Origin of the sequence: Streptomyces sp. NPDC093085 (assembly GCF_040683935.1) — a bacterium.
Classification (GTDB): domain Bacteria; phylum Actinomycetota; class Actinomycetes; order Streptomycetales; family Streptomycetaceae; genus Streptomyces.
The window spans coordinates 77,986-96,741 of sequence record NZ_JBFBFB010000006.1 but is presented as its reverse complement, the minus strand read 5'-3'; the positions used below and the strand labels follow the sequence as shown (position 1 = coordinate 96,741).

Here is an 18,756-nt window from a genome sequence, read left to right as displayed (position 1 = left end):
CGTCGACGGGAAACGCCGGCCGGCCCGGCCGGCCGGGACAGCGCGTCGGCCGGGAACGCCCGTCGGCGGAGAGCCTCCTCGGCGGCCCTCCGTCAGCGGAAGACCCCGGTGTGGCCCAGCGAGTAGCGGCCCGGCTGCGGGTAGACCGCGAGGCCGTGCGGGCCGCCGCCGACCGGGATCCGGGCGAGTTGCTTGCCGGTGGCGGTGTCGATCGCGTAGACCTCCGCGTCGTAACGTCCCGACAGCCAGAGCACCTTGCCGTCCGCGGAGACGCCGCCCATGTCGGGGCTGCCGCCGTTCGGCAGGTGCCACTTCTTCGTCAGTTCGTCGCGCCGGAAGTCGAAGACGGAGATGGTGCCCTCGCCCCGGTTGGAGACGTACATCTCCCGCGAGTCCCGGCTCACGTACAGCCCGTGGGTGCCCTTGCCGGTGTGGAGCAGCTTGGGTGTGGCGAACTTCTTGCCGTCCAGGACCCACATGCCGTCGGCCATCATGTCCGCGATGTAGAACGTGGAGCCGTCCGGTGAGATCTTCACGTCCTGCGGCATGGCGCCCTCGAAGGGCAGTTTCTGCTGGCCGACGACCTTCATCCGCTCGGTGTCGACCTTGAGGAGTTCGCCGGAGAACTCGCAGGAGACGATGAAGTACCGGCCGTCGGCGGAGAAGTCGGCGTGGTTGACGCCCGCGCAGGTGACCGGCTCGGTCTTGACGACCTTCATGGTGTGCGGGTCGCGGAAGACGAGTTCCCGGTCGAGGGAGGCCATCACGACCGCGTACTTGCCGTTGGGCGTGAAGTAGAGGTTGTACGGGTCGTGCACGTCCACCGGCTCGCCCGCCTCGCCGGTGGCCGGGTCGATCGGGGTGAGGGTGTGGCCCCGGTTGTTGTTGACCCAGAGGGTCTTCAGGTCCCAGGAGGGCACGACGTGCTGGGGCTGCCGGCCGACCGGGATGGTCTCGATGACCTCGTACGTGGCCGGGTCGATGACCGAGATCGTGTCGGAGTTGGTGTTCGGCACATAGACCCGCGAGGGGAACTTCCGTACGACGGGCGAGAGCATCCCGGGCCGGTCGGCGGCGTAGATGTCCTTGGGGTCCTGGACGGGCGGCATGCCCGGCAGCCCGGAGGAGACGGGGCGGGCCGAGGCGGGCGGCCGGGCGGCCTTGGTGGCGGCGGCCTCGGTACGGTCCGGGGCGCCGGCGCCGCCGCACCCCGCGAGCAGCGCGGCGAGACAGACGGCGGCACCGGCGGCACCGGCGGCGCTCGCGGACCGGGGGGTACGGCGCGCGGCCGGGCGGCGGAGGGCGGTACCGGCCGGGCGGCGGGGGGTGTGGGGGGCGGTTCGGTCCATCAGGTCAGCAGCTCCGTGGTCGTGACCGCGCGCAGGCCGCGGCGTTCCAGTGCGTCGAGGAGGGCGGGCAGCGCGGCGACCGTGTCCGCGTACCCGAAGTGCAGGCTCACCACGGAGCCGTCGCGCAGCTCGCCGGTGACATTGCGGACGACGGCCTCGGCGCCGGGTGAGGTGAAGTCGAGGGAGTCGACGTCGTACGAGAGGACGTGCGGGTAGCCGGCCCGGTGGGCGAGGCGCCGGACGAGCGGGGTGGCGTGCTGGGTGCGGGAGGGCCGGAACCAGGTGCCGATGGAGCCGGTGAGCCGGCGCAGCCGCTGGGCGCAGCCGGTGATCTCCGCGTACGCCTCGGCCTCGGCCAGGTCGGAGATGTCGATGTGGTGCAGGGTGTGGTTGCCGAGGTCGTGGCCGCCGTCGAGGATCCGGCGGGCCATGGCGGGGTGTTCGTCGAGCCAGGTGCCGACGGCGAGGACGGTGACCCGGGCGCCCCTGCGCTCGGCCTCGGTGAGCAGGGCGGTGGCGGTGGCGGGGTCGCCCTGGCCGTGGAAGGTGAGGGCGACCCGGGGCCGGTCGCGGGGGCCGTGCCCGATCTCGGCCGGCTGTCCGGGGAGCCGCCGGGGCGCGGGGGCGGTGCGGGCGGCGGGTGCCCCGGTGCCGGAAGGGCTGGAGAGGGCCGAGGGGGCGGTGGGGGCGGCGGGGTTCGGTCCTGGGGCGGAGTGCTTGACAGAATCGGGCGCCGTGTCGGAACAGCCGGTGGCGAGGGCGCCCGTGACGGCGGCGCCGGCTGCGGCACGCAGCGCGCTGCGGCGGTCGATCGGGATCACGGACCCCATTTAAGGGGGAAAGCGGGACAAAGGGGGCGATTGACCCGCTGCCGGGCCCGCCCGTCACCCCTCGGGGCCGGGCGGCGGCGGTACGGCGCGGAACGGGAGCCCCGTCACGGGGCCTGGCGGTCCGTCACCCGCATCTCGAACCAGGTGGTCTTGCCGCGCGGCAGCAGGTCGACGCCCCACCGGTCGGAGAGCCGGTCCACCAGGAAGAGCCCGCGCCCGCTGGTGTCCAGCTCACGGACGGGCATCTGGCAGGGCAGCCCGCGCGAGGGGTCGCGCACCTCGACCCGGATCCACCCCCGGCGGCGGAGCATCCGTAACCCGAAGGCGCGGGCCCCGGTGTGCCGTACCGCGTTGCCGACCAGTTCGGAGACGAGGAGGACGGCGTGCTCGGCGGTGACCGGTGAGAGCTGCCACTGCCGGAACACCACACAGTGGGTGATCCGGCGGGCGGCCGCGGCGGATTCCGGGCGGGAGGGGAGCCGGACCTCCGCGTCCGTCGGGTTGCCGAACAATTCCAGCGCTTTGAACGCCTGTTCGTCGTCGATGGACGGTATCCACCGCTCGGCGGCGGCGTTTCCGCGCTGCCGCGGCTGCTCCGTACCCTCCAGGCCCGCCATGCCCCCATCATGGCCGGACGGCGCTCTCACCGTGGGAGTTCGCGGGGATTCAGCTCCCCGGAACGGGGTATTCCGGGAAGCATGATCGGCATATGCCCTTGGCAGAAATTGAGCTTGAGCACCTATCCTGACCTGCGCTGACGAGAAGCGATTTATTGATCACCAAAACTGATCGCCAAGACTGCCTTAAGGCTGTCTTAAGGTTGCGCTAAGCGTTGCACGGAGTTGACGGATCCGCCAACCATGTCCAACAGGCCGGTTCTCAAAGGAACTTCGCCTTGCCGGGCCCTTCCTCGACGAAGGAGCGCATACCGCGCTCGCGGTCCTCGGTGGCGAACAGCCCGGCGAACCAGGTGCGTTCGACGGTGAGCCCGGTCTCCAGGTCCGTTTCGAGCCCCCGGTCGACCGCCTCCTTCGCGGCGCGGAGCGCGAGCGCGGGCCCCTTCGCGAGCCGCGCGGCCCAGGCGTGCGCGGCCTCGTACACCTCCGCCGCCGGGACGACCTGGTCGACCAGGCCGATCCGGAGCGCCTCGTCCGCCCGTACCTGACGCCCCGTGAAGATCAGGTCCTTGGCCCGGGAGGGGCCGATCAGCCGGGGCAGCCGCTGGGTGCCGCCCGCGCCCGGGATCAGCCCGAGCAGGATCTCCGGCTGGCCCAGCTTGGCGTTGTCGGCGGCGATCCGGTAGTCCGCGCAGAGCGCCAGCTCGCAGCCGCCGCCCAGGGCGTACCCGGTGACGGCCGCGACGACCGGCTTGGGGATCCGCGCCACGGCGGTGAACGCCTCCTGGAGCGCCTGGGCGCGTACCGCCATCGCCGCGTGGTCCATGGCGCGCATCTCCTTGATGTCGGCGCCGGCCGCGAAGACCTTCTCGCCGCCGTAGAGGATCACGGCGCGCACATCGTCCCGGACGCCCGCCTCGGCCGCGAGGAGGCGGAGCCGGTCCTGGAGGGCGGTGTCGAGGGCGTTCATCGGGGGGCGGTCGAGCCGGATCGTACCGACGCCGCCGGAGACTTCGAGACGGACGGATACGGGCGCTGACGCGGATTCGGATGCCATGGGGACGAGCGTAGCCGGGGGCCGGGACATCGTCCCGGCCCCCGGCCGTTCGCTGGTCACAGCAGCGTACGGGCCGCGTACGCCCCGCTGGTCCGCCCTACTTGGCGGTCCACTCCGCCCAGGACATGTTCCAGCCGTTGAGGCCGTTGTCCGGGGCGATCTGCTTGTCGTTCGAGTTCTTCACGATGACGACGTCGCCGATGAGCGAGGCGTTGTACATCCACGCCGACGGGGTGCCGTTGTCCCCGCCGCCCCGGATGTCCCGCAGGCCGACACAGCCGTGGCTGACGTTGGCCGAGCCGAAGGTGCCGGCGGAGGCCCAGTAGTTGCCGTGCATGAAGGTGCCGGAGGTGGAGAGCCGCATGGCGTGCGGCACGTCCTTGATGTCGTACTCGCCGCCGAAGCCGACCGTGGCGCCGTCCATCCGGGTCACCGGGTACTTCTCGCTGATGACCATCTGGCCGTTGTACGTGGTGGTCGACGGCGCGCCCGCGGTGATCGGGATGGTCTTGATCAGCTCGCCGTCCCGGACGACCTTCATCGTCTTGGCGCTCGCGTCGACCGTGGAGACCTGGCTGCGGCCGATGGTGAAGGAGACGCTCTTGCTCTGCTTGCCGTAGACGCCGGGGCGGCCCTCGACGCCGTCCAGGTTGAGCTTGACGGTCACCTTGGTGCCGGGCGCCCAGTACTTCTCGGGGCGGAAGTCGAGCCGGTCGTTGCCGAACCAGTGGCCCGCGATCTCCACGGCCGGCTCGGCGGTCACCGTGATGGCCTTCTCGACGGCCTCGGGCTCGGTGATGCCCCGGGTGAAGTTGATGGAGACCGGCATGCCGACGCCGACGGTGGAGCCGTCCTCGGGCGTGTAGGTGCCGATGAAGGTGTTCTTCGGGACGAGGGTGGTGAAGGTGGTGTCCTTCGCGGACTCGCGCCCGTCGGTGTCCTTCGCGATCGCGTGCACCTTGTACTTGGTGCCGGAGGAGAGGTGCTGGAGCGGCTCCCAGGTGGCGCCGTCGGCGGCGATCTTCCCCTCGACGTCGCCGCCCTCGTCGTCCTGGACGGTGACGGTGGTCAGCTTGCCCTTCTCCGCCGAGACCTTGAGGGCGCCGGTGGTCTCCACCCCTTCGGCCTTGTCCTTGGGCTCGACGGTGACGATCGCCGCCGAGGCGGTGTTCTTCCCGTCGCCGTCCCCGCCGCCCTTGCCGTCACCGCCGGAGCCCGAGCCCCCCGAACACGCCGTCACGAACAGCAGCAGCGCCCCCAGGACCAGCGCGAACAGCCCCCGGCGACGCGCCCGCCCCGTACCGTTGCCGCCGCTGCCGCCCGTACCGCTGCCGCCGTTGCCGCCCCTGCCGCCGGCGCCACCGCCGTGGCCGTACGCGGCCGATATCGGCGCCTGCTTCTCCATGGTCGTCTCCCCTTCGCACGGCCTGGCCCCGCCACGGCCCGCACCCCACGCGTCGAGTGCAACGCGCCTGGCGAAAGATAATCACACGGGGTGCGTGACGTAGATCTCGCGCATGTCACCATTCCGTCCCAACCTCCGGGGGACGGCGCAGGTCATGGCGGGGTTACGGGGGTGGCTCAGGGGTGATTCAGGGGCGACTCAGCGGAGGGCGGACCCCGATCTCCACCGGTTCCACTCCATGTTCCAGCCGCCGAGGCCGTTGTCCGGGGCGACCGTCTTGTCGGGGGAGTTGACCACTTCCACCACATCCCCGACGAGGGTCCGTTCGAAGAACCACCCCGCCGGGGTCTCCGGGCCGCCGCCCTTGACGTCACGGAGCCCGATGCACCCGTGGCTCACGTTCTCCGAGCCGAACGTGGGCCCCGACTCCCAGTAGTTGCCGTGCAGGAAGGTGCCGGTGGTCGTCAGCCGGATCGCGTGCGGGACATCCTTGATGTCGTACTCGGCACCGAATCCGACCGACTGACCGTTCATCCGGGTCACCTCGTGCAACTCCGTGACCACCATCTTCCCGTTGTAGGTGGGGTTCTTGGCGTCGCCCGCGGTGATCGGCACCGTCGACAGCAGGGCGCCGTCCCGCCGTACCTCCATCGTGTGGGCCTCCGTGTCGACCGTGGAGACCTGCGAGCGGCCCACGGTGAAGGCGAGCTTCTTGTGCTGCATGCCGAAGACGCCGGGCGCCCCCCGCACATCCCGCAGCGCCATCTCGATGGTGACCTCGGTGCCCGGCTCCCAGTAATCCTCCGGACGGAAGTCGAGCCGTTCGTGCCCGAACCAGTGGCCCGCGATCTCCACCGGCGGGTCCGCGACGATCCTGATGGCGCGCTGGACGGCGGCGCGGTCCTCGATCTTCCGGTTGAAGTCGAAGGAGATGATCATGCCGGTGCCGACGGTGGCCCGGTTCTCCGGCGAGAAGTAGGCGGTGAACCGGTCCTCCGGGACCACCGTCGTGAAGGTGGTGTGGCGGGCCGAGCGGTGCCCCGAGCCGTCGGTGGCCACCGCGTCCACGGCGTACTTCGCCGCGAGGGTGACGACCGAGCCGGGGCGCGGGGTCCACGTACGGCCGTCCGGGGAGATGTGCCCCGGCAGTTCCGCCGTGCGCGCGTCCTCCACCTGGGTGACGGTCACCCGTTCGAGCCGCCCGTCCGGGACCGTCACCTCGATCCGGTCGGCCCTGGTGACCCCCGTGGCGCCGTCCTTGGGGGTGACGGCGATGGTGTCGGCGGCGCCGCCCGCCTTGCCCTCCAGCAGCGCGGCGCCCGCACCGCACCCGGTGAGCGCCGTCAGGGCCAGCAGGACCAGCGCCAGGGCCAGCGGTGCCACCAGGGCCCCTGTCCGTTTCGTTACGTTTCTCATGACCGCCCCAACGACCACCCCCCGCCGGGGGAAACGTGAGGGCGGGGCCTCTTGGGGGCAGAACAGGAGAAGAACCACGCGCGGAGGGGCCATGGCCGGGACGCCGTGCCCACCGGGGAGCGGGGTCACGAGCCGCGGGAGGCCGGTCGGTGGCGAGCGCAGCCGAACAGAGGACGGAACGCCCTGGGGACACCACGGAGGCGGAGCCGGCGCGAGGGACGGAGCCGGCGGAAGCTCCTGGACAGGAAGGGCGGACGGAAGGGGCGGTACGAGCGGAACAGGTGGTACGAGCGGAACAGGCAGTGCGGACCGGACAGGCGGTGCGGACGGGACGTCAGGATCACCCCTGGCCCGCCGTCAGGCCGGGGGCGCCGATGCCGCTCGGGGCGCGCTACCGGACCGGGCCCGACGGGGTCACGGGCACCAACTTCGCGCTCTGGGCGGGCGGCGCCGAGGCCGTCGAGGTCTGTCTCTACGACGAACGGGGCGCCGAGACCCGGCTGCCGCTCGCCGAGCTGACCCATGAGATCTGGCACGGCTTCGTCCCCGGGGTGGGCCCGGGGCAGCGGTACGGCTTCCGGGTGCACGGCCGCTGGGACCCGTGGACGGGCGCCCGCTGGAACCCGGCGAAGCTCCTCCTCGACCCGTACGCGCGCGCCGTCGACGGGGAGTTCACCCTGCCCCCGGAGGTCTACGGGCATGTAAGGGACTGGCCGCAGCCGCATGTCGCCGACACCGTACGGGACGACCGCGACTCCGCCCCGTACGTCCCCAAGGGCGTGGTCGTCCACGACGACGCGCCCGGCGACGGCTGGCGCGACGACCGGCGCCCCAAGACGCCGCTGGCCGACTCCGTCATCTACGAACTGCACGTACGGGGCTTCACCAAGCTCCATCCGGGGATCCCCGAGCACCTGCGCGGCACCTACGCGGGGCTCGCGCACCCGGCGGCCATCGGCCATCTGCGGCGGCTCGGCGTCACCGCCGTCGAACTCCTCCCGGTCCACCACTTCGCCCACGAGGACCATCTGCTGCGGCGCGGCCGGCGCAACTACTGGGGGTACAACTCGATCGGCTACTTCGCCCCGCACGCCGGGTACGCCGCGAGCGGCACCCGGGGCCAGCAGGTCGAGGAGTTCAAGGAGATGGTGCGCGCGCTCCACGCGGCCGGGATCGAGGTCATCCTCGACGTGGTCTACAACCACACCGCGGAGGCCGACGAGCGCGGGCCGACGCTCTCGCTGCGCGGCATCGACAACCGGGGCTACTACCGGCTGCCCGCCGACGCCCGCCGCTACACCGACTACACGGGGTGCGGGAACACCCTCCATGTCGTCCAGCCGCAGGTGCTGCGCCTGATCACCGACTCGCTGCGGTACTGGGTGACGGAGATGGGCGTGGACGGCTTCCGCTTCGACCTGGCGGCGGCGCTGGCCCGCTCCCGCCACGACGTGGACATGCTCTCGCCGTTCCTCGCCGTGATCGCCCAGGACCCGGTGCTGCGCCGGGTGAAGCTGATCGCCGAGCCGTGGGACGTGGGGAGCGGCGGGTACCAGGTGGGGGCGTTCCCGCCGCTCTGGGCGGAGTGGAACGACCGCTACCGGGACGCCGTACGGGACTTCTGGCGCGGCGCGCTCCCCGACGTACGGGACCTCGGATACCGGCTCTCCGGGTCGAGCGACCTGTACGCGTGGGGCGGGCGGCGGCCGTACGCCTCCGTCAACTTCATCACGGCGCACGACGGCTTCACCCTGCGCGACCTGGTCTCGTACGGGCGGAAGCACAACGAGGCGAACGGGGAGGAGAACCGGGACGGCACGGACGACAACCGGTCGTGGAACTGCGGCGCGGAGGGCGAGACCGACGATCCCGCCGTCCTGGCGCTGCGCTGGCGTCAGCTCCGCAATCTGCTCACCACCCTGCTGGTGTCGACGGGGGTGCCGATGCTGGTCGCGGGCGACGAGATGGGCCGGACGCAGGGCGGCAACAACAACGCGTACTGCCAGGACAACGAGGTGAGCTGGGTCGACTGGTCCCTGCTGGGCGGGATCGCGGAGGACGTCGCGGAGGCCCCGGACGCCTCGGATACCCCGGGGGGAGAGGTCCCGGACGGAGCGGCCGACGGTCCCGCGGGGCTGTACCGGCTGGCGGTGCGGCTGCTGGCGCTGCGCCGCGCCCACCCCGTGCTCCGCCGCCGGGCCTTCTTCTCGGGGCTCCGGCAGTCCCCGGACGGGGTGCGGGACCTGGCGTGGTTCACCCCGTACGGCGCGGAGATGACGGAGGCGGACTGGTACGCCCCGGCCGCCACGCTGGGGCTCTTCCTCTCCGGGCGGGACATCCCGGGGCGGGACGCGCGCGGCGAGAAGATCACCGACGACAGTTTTCTGACGGTGCTGCACGCGGGCCATGAACCGGTGGAGTTCACGCTCCCCGGGCCGCCGTGGGCGGGCGGTTACGAGCTGGTGGTGGACACGGCGCGGGCGGACCAGCGGGCGGCGCCGGGGACGGTGTGGCGGGGCGGTACGGCGGTACGGGTCCCGGCGCGGGCGGTGCTGCTCCTCCGGGTGACCGAGTGACCGGGTGACCGGGTGACCCGTACGGGTACGGAGGGCGCGGCGCTTCAGCCGAGGATGCCCCGGTCGTACCCGGCCGCGACGGCCGCCGCCCGGTCCTTGACGCCCAGCTTGGCGTAGAGGTGGGTGAGATGGGTCTTCACCGTCGCCTCGCTGATGAAGAGTTCGGCGGCGATCTCCCGGTTCGAGGTGCCCCGGGCGACCAGCCCCAGCACCTCGCGCTCGCGCGCCGACAGCGGCTCGCCCCCGGCGGCGGCCGGCTTCCGTACATGGGAGACGAGGCGGGAGGCGACGGCGGGCGAGAGGACCGTACGGCCGTCGGCGGCGGCCCGTACCGCCGTGAAGAGCTCCTCGCGCGGGGCGTCCTTGAGGAGATAGCCGGTGGCGCCCGCCTCGATCGCGGGGAGCGTGTCGGAGTCGGTGTCGTACGTGGTGAGGACGAGGACCTTGGCGCGGGCGCCCCTGCGGGTGAGTTCGGCGATCGCCTCGACCCCGCCGCCGCCCGGCATCCGCAGGTCCATCAGGACGACGTCCGGGTCGAGCCGGGCGGCGAGCGCCACCCCGGCGACGCCGTCGGCCGCCTCCCCGAGCACCCGGAACCCGGGCGCGGACTCGAACATGCCGCGCAGTCCGTCCCGTACGACGGGGTGGTCGTCGACGACGATCAGGGTGATGGGGCGGGGACGCGGCGCGTCGGTCGCGGCGTCGGTCACGGCATCAGTCATGGCGTACCAACGGTACGCGAGCGGAGACCGCCGTCCCCTCCCCCGGGGCGGACTCGACGGTGACCGTACCGGCGAGACGCTCCGCCCTGGCGCGCATCCCCGGCACCCCGAAACCGCCCGCCGCCGGGCCTCCGCCACCGGGGCGCGGGGGCGGGAAGAGCGGGTCGAAGCCGCGTCCGTCGTCGCGGATGTCGAGGGTGATCTCGTCGCCCATGTAGGAGAGCGTGACGCCCACGCGGCGGGCCCGTGCGTGCCGTTCGGCGTTGGCCAGGGCTTCCTGGGCGATCCGGAGCAGGGTCGCCTCGACCTCCTCGTGCAGCGGCTCCTCGGTGCCGGTGACGGTGCACGCGGCGCGCACGCCGGTGCGTTCGGCCCAGGCGGCGACGGTGCGGCAGAGCGCGGTGGGCAGGGCGTCGTGCTCCAGCTCGGCGGGGCCGAGGTTCTGTACGGACCTGCGCGCCTCCCCGAGGCTCTGCCGGGCGAGCCGGGCGGCGCGGTCCAGATGGACCCGGGCGAGCGCCGGGTCCGCGGTGACGGTGACCACCTGGAGCTGGGCGATGATCCCGGTCAGCCCCTGGGCGATGGTGTCGTGGATCTCGGCGGCGAGCCGGCGGCGCTCGTCGGCGACCCCGGCCTCCCTGGCCTGGAGGAGGAGCTGCGCCTGGAGGGCGGCGTTCTCGGCGAGGGCCTGTTCAAGACGGGCGTTGGCGCGCTCCAGTTCGGTGATGGTGGCGGCCTTATGGCGGGCGTTGTCGGCCTCCCGGGCGGAGAGCCGGCCGAGGACGGAGACCAGGACGCAGTGGAGCAGCAGGAGCGCGCCGAAGACCGCCGCCTGGACCGGGGACTTCGGCGGCAGACCGCCGGACTGCGATCCCGCGAGGATGACGGCGGTGACGAACATGCCGGGGTATCCGTAGCGGCGCGGCAGATACCGGTCGACGTCGAAGTAGCCCAGGGTGGCGTAGATCGCGAAGAAGGGGTGCAGCCAGGTGAGGGCGAAGGCGAGCGCCGTACGGGCCACGAAGTAGCCCTGGGCGGGCCGCGAGCGGGCGGGCGCCCGGCCCCGGACCCGGTGCCACCAGAGCTGGAGGACGAGCGCGGCCAGCAGCAGGGCGGCGCTCGGGAGGGGGGCGCGGTGGGCGTCCACGACGGCCGAGATCGCGACGGAGAGCCCGAGCGTGCCGTAGGGACCCCAGCGGTAGAACTGCTCCCAGCCCTCCTCCACCGGCGCGGGGGCGGTGGCGGTGGCGGGCCCGGCGTCGACGGGGAGCGTGGGATCGCCGGGGGCGGCGGGGGCGGCGGGGGCGGGGGTGCCGGGCATCTCCCCAGTGTGACCGTGGCCGTCACCGCACCGGACCCCCGGTCGCCGGTACCCCGTCGAGCCGTACGCCGTCGTGCTCGTGGCGTGCCGTGTCGAACCGCGCGCCGTCGGCCCGTGCACCCCCTCGCCCCGCATCCGCCCGCTCACTCCCACCGGAACCAGCGGGCCGCGCCCGCCGTCAGCGCGACCGCCCACACCAGCGTCACCCCGAGGTGGACCGCCCCCGGCCAGCCGCCGCGCATCGCCTGGTCGAGCGCCTGGGAGGCGGCGCCGAGCGGGGTGGCCTCGACGATGTGGCGCAGGGTTCCCGGCATGGTCTGCACCGGGAGATAGACGCCCGCGGTGAACAGGGCCGGGAAGAAGACGGCGGAGCCGATGACCGAGGAGATCTTCTGGGTACGGGAGACCGCCGACACCAGCGCGCCCAGCGCGAGCGTGCTCGCCGCGGCGAGGACCAGCGCGAGGGCGTACCCGGGGAGGTGGCCCGGCAGCTTGACACCGAAGGCGGTTCTGCCCACCGCGATCACCAGCGCGGCGGAGCCGAGCGACGCCGCCCCGTGGAGCGCGATCTCGGCGCCGAGCAGCGACGCCGGGCGTACGGGGGTGGTGGACATCCGGCGCAGGATGCCGCGTTCGCGGTAGCCGGTGAGGATCGGCGGCAGCGCCTGGAGGCCGCCCATGATCAGGGCGAGCAGCACCCCGACGGGGACGTAGAGGTCGATGACGCGCCGTCCGCCGAGGTCGGCGGAGGCCTCGCGGAAGGAGGGGACCAGGCCGAGGATCGCGGTGAGGAGCGCCGGGAAGAGGAGGACCCAGAAGAGGGTGCCCGGTTCACGGACGAAGAGCCGGGCCTCGGTCCTGAGGACGGCGGCGGCGCCCCGGCCGCCGGGGGCGCGGAAGGCCGCCGGGTTCGGGGAGGTCGTGGAGGCCGGTGCGGTGGACATCGGGTCAGACCCGCTTTCCGGTGGTGGGGCCGGCGGAGGCGGCGGCCTTCCGGGCGCCCTCGGCGCTCCCGGCGGCCTTCCGGGCGCCCACGGCGCTCCCGGCGGCCTTCCGGGCGTCCTCGGTCGTACGGGACGGTTCCGGCGGCCCCGTGAGGTCGAGGAAGGCGTCGTCCAGTGTCGCGTCGGCCACCCGGAGCTGGCGTGCGGTGATCCGGCGGCGGGCGAGCAGCGCGATCACGGCGTCGACGGTCTCGTCCGTCCCGTTGATGACGACGCGTCCGTCCCGGATGTCGACGGAGGCCGCCAGCGGCAGTCCGGCCAGTTCCGCCTCGCCCAGCGGCTCGGAGGGGGTGAAGGAGATGACCGTGGCGGCGGCCGAGCGGCCGATCAGCCCGGCCGGGGTGTCGAGCGCGGCGACCCGGCCCCCGTCGATGACGGCGATCCGGTCGCAGAGCCGCTGGGCCTCCTCCATGAAGTGGGTGACCAGCAGCACGGTCACCCCGGAGTCCCGTACCTCCTCGATCAGGGACCAGGTGTCGCGGCGGGCGCGCGGGTCGAGCCCGGTGGTCAGCTCGTCCAGGACGACCACGCGCGGGCGGCCGACCAGCGCGAGCGCGATGAACAGCCGCTGCTTCTGGCCGCCGGAGAGCTTCGCGAAGCGGGTGTCCAGCCGCTCGCCGAGGCCGAGCCGTTCGGCCAGGGGCCGCCAGTCGGCCGGCTCGGGGTAGAAGGCCGCGTACAGTTCCAGCGCCTCCCGTACGGTCAGCTTCGGCTGGAGTTCGCTCTCCTGGAGCTGCGCGCCCAGGATCCGGGTCACGCGGTCGTGGTCGGCCACCGGGTCGAGCCCGGCGACCCGGACCGTACCGGCGTCCGGGACCCGCAGCCCCTCGACGCACTCGACGGTGGTCGTCTTGCCGGCCCCGTTGGGCCCGAGGATCCCGAAGATCTCCCCCTCGGCCACGGTGAAGGAGACACCGTCCACCACCGCCCGGCCGCCGTACGCCTTGCGCAGGCCGTTCACTTCGATGATCGCCATGGTCCGAGGTTCGCGTACGGGGCGGGCACGGGGTATCGGCCGACACGCTCGACATACCGTCATCCGATCGGCTGATGGGCTCGTACGACCAGGCGAGAACGGCAGGAAAAGCACATGAGCGCTGTCAGTGGCGGACCGTAGGCTCGCCCCGATGACCGACACCACCGCGCCGACCGACGCCACCGCACCCGCCGCCCCGACCACCGCCGCCGACGACGACACCCCCGCCGCCGCTCCCGGGCCCCCCGCCGGCGCCGCCACCCCTTCCGGGCGGGCCGCCCGGCGGTCGACCGTACGTTCGCTGCTCCGGCTCTGGCCGTACGTACGGCCGGTGCGGCGGCGGTTCTTCACCGCGGCCGTCGTCGCGACCGTGGCGTCCTCGCTGGGGCTGGTGATGCCGCTGGTGCTCAAGTGGCTGGTGGACGGTCCGGTACGGGACCGGGACCCCGGCGGTGTCTGGCTCGGCGCGCTCGTGCTGCTGGCGCTCGGGGTCGCCGAGGCGCTGCTGTTCGGGCTGCGGCGGTGGCTGGTGGCCCGGCCGCTGGCGGGGGTGGAGGCGGCGATGCGCGCCGACCTCTACCGCCATCTCCAGCGGCTGCCGGTCGCCTTCCACGACCGGTGGCCCTCGGGCCAGCTGCTGTCGCGGGGCACGACGGATCTGATGCTGCTGCGGCTGTTCCTGGCCTTCCCGCTGACCTTCCTCGTCGTCAACGGGGCGACGGTGGTGGTCGGTGCGGTGATCCTGCTGCTCCAGGAGTGGTCGCTGGGGCTGGTGCTGCTGCTTCCGGTGATCCCGCTGGTGCTTCTCCTGTCGGTCTTCGAGGCGCGGTACTCCCTGGTCACCAGGGAGGCGCAGGACCAGGTCGGGGATGTGACGACGGTGGTCGAGGAGAGCGTGCTCGGCATCCGGATCGTGAAGGGCTTCGGCCGCCACCGCAGCCAGGCGGAGGCCTTCCGGGCGCTGACCCGGCGGCTGCGCGCGACGGAGCTGCACAAGGTGCGGCTGCTGGCGGCGATCTGGGCCGTGATCATGTCCGTCCCAGAGCTGGCGATCGGCGCGGCGCTGGTGCTGGGCACGGTCCAGGTGGCGGACGGCGCGCTCTCGGCGGGCACGCTGGTGGCGTTCCTGTCGACGGCGCTGGCGCTGCGCTGGCCGGTGGAGTCGATCGGGTTCCTGCTGGCGATGAGCCAGGACGCGGCGGCGGCCACGGACCGGTTCTTCGAGGTGATGGACGTACGGGAGGAACGCGACCCGGATCCGGCCCCGGGCACGGGCACGGGCACGGCACCGACCCCGGCTCCGGGCAAGGGCAACACGGGCAGGGGCCCGGCCCCGGCTTCCTCCTCGGCCCCGGATCCGGGCCCGGGCCGGGATCCTGCCGCGGGTGGCGAAGCGTCCCCGCCGCCGGATCCGGGCGGGCTGCGCTTCGAGGGTGTCTCCTTCCGGTATCCCGACGCGGCCCCGGAAGCGCCGCCCGTGCTGGACCGGATCGACCTGCACATCGCGCCCGGCGAGACGATGGCGCTGGTCGGCGCCACGGGGTCGGGGAAGACGACGCTGACCGCGCTCGTCCCCCGGCTGCACGAGGTGACGGCGGGCCGGATCACCCTGGACGGCGAGGACATCGCGCACCTGCCACGGGAGCGGGTGCGGGAGATGGTGTCGGTGGCCTTCGAGGAGCCCACCCTCTTCTCGGCGACGATCGGGGAGAACGTACTGATGGGCGCGGCGGGCGCGGGGCCCGGCGCGGTGCGGCGGGCGCTGGACGTGGCCCAGGTGGACTTCGTCGCGGGGCTCCCGGGCGGGGTGGACACCGAGGTGGGCGAACAGGGCCACCGGCTCTCCGGCGGCCAGCGCCAACGGCTCGCGCTGGCCAGGGCGGTGGCGGGCCGGCCCCGCTTCCTCGTCCTGGACGACCCGCTCTCGGCGCTGGACGTGCACACGGAGGCGCGGGTGGAGGCGGCGCTGCGGCGGGTGCTGCGGGAGACGACGGCACTGGTGGTGGCGCACCGGCCGTCCACGGTGCTGCTCGCGGACCGGGTGGCGCTGCTCTCCGGGGGCCGGATCGCCGCCGTGGGGACCCACCAGGAACTGCTGCGGAGCAGCACGGAGTACGCGTGGCTGATGACCGGGGCCGAGACGCACGGAGCCGGGGGGCACGGGGCCGGGGAACACGGGGCCGGGGAACACGGGGCTGGCGGACCCGGCACCGGCGGACCCGGCACCGGCGGACCCGGCACCGAGGCGCGCGGGACCGCCGCACCGGTCGACGCGGAACCGGTCGGCCCGGAGCCGGCCGACGCCGAGCCCGTCGGCACGAAGCCCCTCGGCGCCGAGCGCGCTGACGCCGAGCCCATGGCCGCCGAGCCCGTCGAGGAGGGGGCCCGATGACCACGACGCCCGCGACGAAGGGCCCGCACGGCCCGGACCCGGAGCCCGAGCCCCCCTCGGGGGCCGCGCCCGGCGCCGTACCCCCGGTGCCGCCGGGCGCCCCCGGACCCCCCGCCGGGCACGCTCCTGCCCCGGACCAGGACGACCCCTTCGCCCAGGACGCGCTGCCCTCACCCCGTGGGGCCACCAGGGCGCTGCTGGGCTCGCTGCTGCGGCCCCGGCGGGCGCGGGTGGCGGTGGGGGTGGTGCTCCTCCTGCTCCAGCAGGCCGCGATGCAGGCGGGGCCGCTGCTCGTCGCGTACGCCATCGACCGGGGCGTGCCCGCGTTCCGCGCCGGGGACCTCGGTCCGCTGTACGCGCTCGGCGCGGCGTATCTGGTCTGCGCGACCGGCTCCGGCGGGCTCCAGTACGCGTTCCTGCGAGTCGCGGGAGGCATCAACCAGGACGTCCTGCTCGATCTGCGCGGCAGGATCTTCCGCCATGCCCAGGCGCTCAGCGTGGACTTCCACGAGAGGTACACCTCGGGGCGGCTGATCTCCCGGTCCACCACCGACGTGGAGTCGCTGCGCGAACTGCTCGGCGAGGGGCTCCAGGAACTCGTCGGCGTGGTGCTGTCGTTCGTCTCGATCTCGGCGATGCTGCTCTATCTGGACCTCGGGATCGGCGCGCTGGCGGTGGCGTCCTTCGTACCGCTCTATCTGCTGGTACGGCTCTACCAGCGGCGCGCCGCGCGGGCGTACGCCCAGCGCTCCACGGCGATCGCCGCGGTCATCGTGAAGTTCGCGGAGACGATGAACGGGATCAGGCCGGTGCGGGCGTTCCGGCGCGAGCGGGCCAACGACGCGGAGTTCCGCCGCCTCAACCACGGCCACGAACGGACCAACGGGGACGCGATACTGGAGATGGCGCGGTATGTGACCGGCTCCCGGCTGGTCGCCAACACGGCGGTCGCCGGGATCGTCCTCTGGGGCGCCTACCAGGTGGCGGAGGGCACCCTGCCGCTCGGGGTGCTCGCGGCGGCGGCGCTCTATCTGCGGCGGCTGTACGACCCGATCGACCGGCTGGCGATGTTCCTCAACTCGTACCAGTCGGCCGCCGCCTCGCTGGAGAAGATCGCGGGGCTGCTCGCCCAGACCCCGTCGGTGCCGGAGGCGGAGCGGCCCAGGGAGCTGCCCCCGACCGAGGGCGGCTTCCCGGGCCGGGCGGCCGTCTTCGAGGGGGTGAGCTTCGCGTACCGTACGGGCGGCGAGGTGCTGCCCCGCTTCGACCTGGCGATTCCGGCCGGCCAGACGGTCGCGGTGGTCGGCTCGACGGGCGCGGGCAAGTCCACCCTGGCGAAGCTGCTGGCCCGGTTCTACGACCCGACGCACGGCCGGGTCCTGCTGGACGGCGTGGACCTCCGCGACCTCGCCACGCCCGAACTCCGGCGCGGGGTGGTGATGGTGACGCAGGAGGCGTTCCTCTTCTCCGGGACGGTCGCCGAGAACATCGCCATCGGCCGCCCCGACGCCGACCGGGCGGCGATCGAGGCGGCGGCGAAGGCGATCGGGGCGCACGACTTCATCGCCGGGCTGCCGGACGGCTACGACACGGACGTACGGAAGCGGGGCGGCCGGATCTCGGCGGGCCAGCGCCAGTTGGTCGCCTTCGCCCGCGCGCTCCTCGCCGACCCGGCGGTGCTGATCCTGGACGAGGCGACCAGCTCGCTGGACATCCCGAGCGAGCGGGCGGTGCAGCGCGCGATGGACACGGTGCTGCGCGGCCGTACGGCGGTGGTCATCGCGCACCGCCTCTCCACGGTCGAGATCGCGGACCGCGTCCTGGTGATGGAAGACGGCCGCATCGTCGAGGACGGCCCCCCGGCCGACCTGATCGCCGGTACGGGCCACTTCGCGGGCCTGCACCGGGCGTGGCGGGAGAGTCTGGCCTGAGTGGGAGCGGGGGCGGGGGCGGCCCCGCTCCCTCAGTGACCGGCGGCCGGTTCCCGGCGCGCCTCGGTCGCGTCGCGGAACGCGGCCAGCGCGGCCCTGCGGCGGCGCAGCTCCGCGATGTCCGCGTCCATCCGTTCCAGATGGGCGCGCATCGCGCGCAGCACCTCCGGGCAGGGCTCGATCCCCGGCCCGGCGCCCCCGGCGCACGGCAGCATCTCGCGGATGGCGTCGGTGGTCAGCCCGGCCGCCAGCATGCCCCGGATACGCGCGACGACCTGCGGGGCGTCGGATCCGTACACGCGGTATCCACTGCCGGCGCGGCCGGGACGGAGCAGGCCCCGCTCCTCGTAGTACCGCAGCAGCCGGGTCGCGACTCCGGTCCGTCGTGACAGCTCGCCTATCAGCATCGGCTCTCCTCGTCGCGCCATGGGCTTGACCTTCACACCGGTGTGATGCGTCAACGTTCGGGCCATGAGCGATTCATTCCCCGCCCTCGCCACCACCGTCACCGGGTCCGGCCCCGGGCTGCTGCTCGCCCATGGCGCCACCGGCAGCATCGCCGGCAACTTCGCACCGGTGCTGCCGGCCCTCGCCGCCGCCCACACGGTCGTCGCCCCGGACTACCCCGGGTCGGGCGAGACCCCGGTCGCCGGCGCCCCGCTCGGCCTCGACGCCCTCACGGACGCGGTCGTCGACTCCGCCGTACGGCGCGGTGTCGGGCGCTTCACCCTGGCCGGCTTCTCGCTCGGCACGCTGGTGGCGGTACGCGCCGCCGTACGCCATCCCGAACGGGTGACCGGGCTCGTACTGACCGCGGGGTTCGCCCGGCCCGACGACCATCTGCTCGGCCTCCTCCCGGGCTGGCGGGACGAGGTGCCGCCCGCGCTCCATCCGCACATCGCCCTGATCCCCTCCCTCGACATCACCGGAGACCTGGCCGAGGTCGCCGTCCCCACGCTGGTCGTCGCGACGACCGCCGACAGCATGGTGCTGCCCGCGGGGTCCCGTGCCCTGGCGGCCGGGATACCGGGCGCGCGGTACACGGAGATCGACAGTGACCATGTGGTCATGGCCGAGCGTCCGGAGGAGTGGCTGAGGCCGGTCCTCGCCTTTCTCCGGTTTCTCCGGGCCTGAGACCGCCCCGCCCGTCCGCCCGGGTC

At 73.6% G+C, this 18,756-nt stretch carries 15 protein-coding genes; 4 read left to right on the top strand and 11 right to left on the bottom strand.

Annotated elements, in window-relative coordinates:
- Window positions 1-92: 92 nt before the first annotated feature.
- The 6 genes from AB0O07_RS19095 to AB0O07_RS19070 form a co-directional block, all read right to left on the bottom strand.
- On the bottom strand, window positions 93-1,349 hold the full coding sequence (locus tag AB0O07_RS19095; RefSeq protein WP_365634507.1) for a YncE family protein: 1,257 nt from the start codon (window positions 1,347-1,349) through the stop codon (window positions 93-95).
- Window positions 1,349-2,179 carry a polysaccharide deacetylase family protein gene (locus tag AB0O07_RS19090; RefSeq protein WP_365634504.1) on the bottom strand — a complete coding sequence of 277 codons (831 nt, stop codon included), beginning with the start codon at window positions 2,177-2,179 and terminating at the stop codon, window positions 1,349-1,351. The genes AB0O07_RS19095 and AB0O07_RS19090 overlap by 1 nt, the downstream gene beginning before the upstream one ends.
- A 104-nt stretch (window positions 2,180-2,283) precedes the next feature.
- The gene (locus tag AB0O07_RS19085) at window positions 2,284-2,796 is read right to left on the bottom strand and encodes an ATP-binding protein (RefSeq protein ID WP_365634501.1); all 513 of its coding nucleotides are present in this window, start codon (window positions 2,794-2,796) and stop codon (window positions 2,284-2,286) included.
- 262 nt (window positions 2,797-3,058) lie between these two features.
- Window positions 3,059-3,853, bottom strand: coding sequence for an enoyl-CoA hydratase-related protein (locus tag AB0O07_RS19080; RefSeq protein WP_365634498.1), 795 nt, complete (start codon window positions 3,851-3,853; stop codon window positions 3,059-3,061).
- Window positions 3,854-3,950: 97 nt separating this feature from the next.
- Window positions 3,951-5,258: an Ig-like domain-containing protein gene (locus tag AB0O07_RS19075; protein WP_365634495.1), complete on the bottom strand. Its 1,308-nt coding sequence runs from the start codon at window positions 5,256-5,258 to the stop codon at window positions 3,951-3,953.
- 198 nt (window positions 5,259-5,456) lie between these two features.
- On the bottom strand, window positions 5,457-6,674 hold the full coding sequence (locus tag AB0O07_RS19070; protein ID WP_365634493.1) for an Ig-like domain-containing protein: 1,218 nt from the start codon (window positions 6,672-6,674) through the stop codon (window positions 5,457-5,459).
- Between the two features lie 374 nt (window positions 6,675-7,048).
- Between AB0O07_RS19070 and glgX the strand changes: the two genes are divergently transcribed.
- Window positions 7,049-9,250, top strand: coding sequence for a glycogen debranching protein GlgX (gene glgX / locus AB0O07_RS19065; RefSeq protein ID WP_365635282.1), 2,202 nt, complete (start codon window positions 7,049-7,051; stop codon window positions 9,248-9,250).
- 44 nt (window positions 9,251-9,294) lie between these two features.
- Here glgX and AB0O07_RS19060 read toward each other — a convergent pair whose 3' ends face one another.
- The 4 genes from AB0O07_RS19060 to AB0O07_RS19045 all read right to left on the bottom strand — a co-directional run bounded on the left by AB0O07_RS19060 (window position 9,295) and on the right by AB0O07_RS19045 (window position 13,273).
- Window positions 9,295-9,972, bottom strand: a complete 678-nt coding sequence (locus tag AB0O07_RS19060) for a response regulator transcription factor (protein ID WP_365634490.1) — start codon at window positions 9,970-9,972, stop codon at window positions 9,295-9,297.
- Entirely contained in the window at window positions 9,965-11,293 is a 1,329-nt protein-coding gene (locus AB0O07_RS19055) for a sensor histidine kinase (protein WP_365634487.1), read from the bottom strand. Before AB0O07_RS19055 ends, AB0O07_RS19060 begins: the two co-directional genes overlap by 8 nt.
- A gap of 143 nt (window positions 11,294-11,436) precedes the next feature.
- Window positions 11,437-12,237, bottom strand: a complete 801-nt coding sequence (locus tag AB0O07_RS19050) for an ABC transporter permease (RefSeq protein WP_365634484.1) — start codon at window positions 12,235-12,237, stop codon at window positions 11,437-11,439.
- Between the two features lie 4 nt (window positions 12,238-12,241).
- Window positions 12,242-13,273, bottom strand: a complete 1,032-nt coding sequence (locus AB0O07_RS19045) for an ABC transporter ATP-binding protein (RefSeq protein WP_365634481.1) — start codon at window positions 13,271-13,273, stop codon at window positions 12,242-12,244.
- Between the two features lie 151 nt (window positions 13,274-13,424).
- Here AB0O07_RS19045 and AB0O07_RS19040 point away from each other — a divergent pair, with 151 nt between their 5' ends.
- A complete protein-coding gene (locus tag AB0O07_RS19040; protein WP_365634478.1) occupies window positions 13,425-15,665 on the top strand; it encodes an ABC transporter transmembrane domain-containing protein in 2,241 nt (746 codons plus the stop codon).
- Window positions 15,662-17,596 (top strand): ABC transporter ATP-binding protein, encoded by a 1,935-nt coding sequence (locus AB0O07_RS19035; protein WP_365634475.1) that lies wholly within the window; start codon window positions 15,662-15,664, stop codon window positions 17,594-17,596. The genes AB0O07_RS19040 and AB0O07_RS19035 overlap by 4 nt, the downstream gene beginning before the upstream one ends.
- 32 nt (window positions 17,597-17,628) lie before the next feature.
- On the opposite strand, the gene AB0O07_RS19030 is transcribed toward AB0O07_RS19035, so the two are convergent.
- Complete coding sequence (locus AB0O07_RS19030; protein ID WP_365634472.1) at window positions 17,629-18,024, bottom strand: MerR family transcriptional regulator; 396 nt, start codon at window positions 18,022-18,024, stop codon at window positions 17,629-17,631.
- A gap of 43 nt (window positions 18,025-18,067) precedes the next feature.
- On the opposite strand from AB0O07_RS19030, the gene AB0O07_RS19025 reads away from it, so the two are divergent.
- Window positions 18,068-18,730 (top strand): alpha/beta fold hydrolase, encoded by a 663-nt coding sequence (locus AB0O07_RS19025; protein WP_365634469.1) that lies wholly within the window; start codon window positions 18,068-18,070, stop codon window positions 18,728-18,730.
- The last annotated feature ends 26 nt before the right edge of the window (window positions 18,731-18,756 follow it).

Bases quoted from the DNA above. Each gene is read 5' to 3' on its own strand.
- AB0O07_RS19095 (WP_365634507.1), bottom strand. From the start codon at position 1,349: ATGGACCGAACCGCCCCCCACACCCCCCGCCGCCCGGCCGGTACCGCC.
- AB0O07_RS19090 (WP_365634504.1), bottom strand. From the start codon at position 2,179: ATGGGGTCCGTGATCCCGATCGACCGCCGCAGCGCGCTGCGTGCCGCA.
- AB0O07_RS19085 (WP_365634501.1), bottom strand. From the start codon at position 2,796: ATGGCGGGCCTGGAGGGTACGGAGCAGCCGCGGCAGCGCGGAAACGCC.
- AB0O07_RS19080 (WP_365634498.1), bottom strand. From the start codon at position 3,853: ATGGCATCCGAATCCGCGTCAGCGCCCGTATCCGTCCGTCTCGAAGTC.
- AB0O07_RS19075 (WP_365634495.1), bottom strand. From the start codon at position 5,258: ATGGAGAAGCAGGCGCCGATATCGGCCGCGTACGGCCACGGCGGTGGC.
- AB0O07_RS19070 (WP_365634493.1), bottom strand. From the start codon at position 6,674: ATGAGAAACGTAACGAAACGGACAGGGGCCCTGGTGGCACCGCTGGCC.
- glgX (WP_365635282.1), top strand. From the start codon at position 7,049: ATGCCGCTCGGGGCGCGCTACCGGACCGGGCCCGACGGGGTCACGGGC.
- AB0O07_RS19060 (WP_365634490.1), bottom strand. From the start codon at position 9,972: ATGACTGATGCCGTGACCGACGCCGCGACCGACGCGCCGCGTCCCCGC.
- AB0O07_RS19055 (WP_365634487.1), bottom strand. From the start codon at position 11,293: ATGCCCGGCACCCCCGCCCCCGCCGCCCCCGCCGCCCCCGGCGATCCC.
- AB0O07_RS19050 (WP_365634484.1), bottom strand. From the start codon at position 12,237: ATGTCCACCGCACCGGCCTCCACGACCTCCCCGAACCCGGCGGCCTTC.
- AB0O07_RS19045 (WP_365634481.1), bottom strand. From the start codon at position 13,273: ATGGCGATCATCGAAGTGAACGGCCTGCGCAAGGCGTACGGCGGCCGG.
- AB0O07_RS19040 (WP_365634478.1), top strand. From the start codon at position 13,425: ATGACCGACACCACCGCGCCGACCGACGCCACCGCACCCGCCGCCCCG.
- AB0O07_RS19035 (WP_365634475.1), top strand. From the start codon at position 15,662: ATGACCACGACGCCCGCGACGAAGGGCCCGCACGGCCCGGACCCGGAG.
- AB0O07_RS19030 (WP_365634472.1), bottom strand. From the start codon at position 18,024: ATGGCGCGACGAGGAGAGCCGATGCTGATAGGCGAGCTGTCACGACGG.
- AB0O07_RS19025 (WP_365634469.1), top strand. From the start codon at position 18,068: ATGAGCGATTCATTCCCCGCCCTCGCCACCACCGTCACCGGGTCCGGC.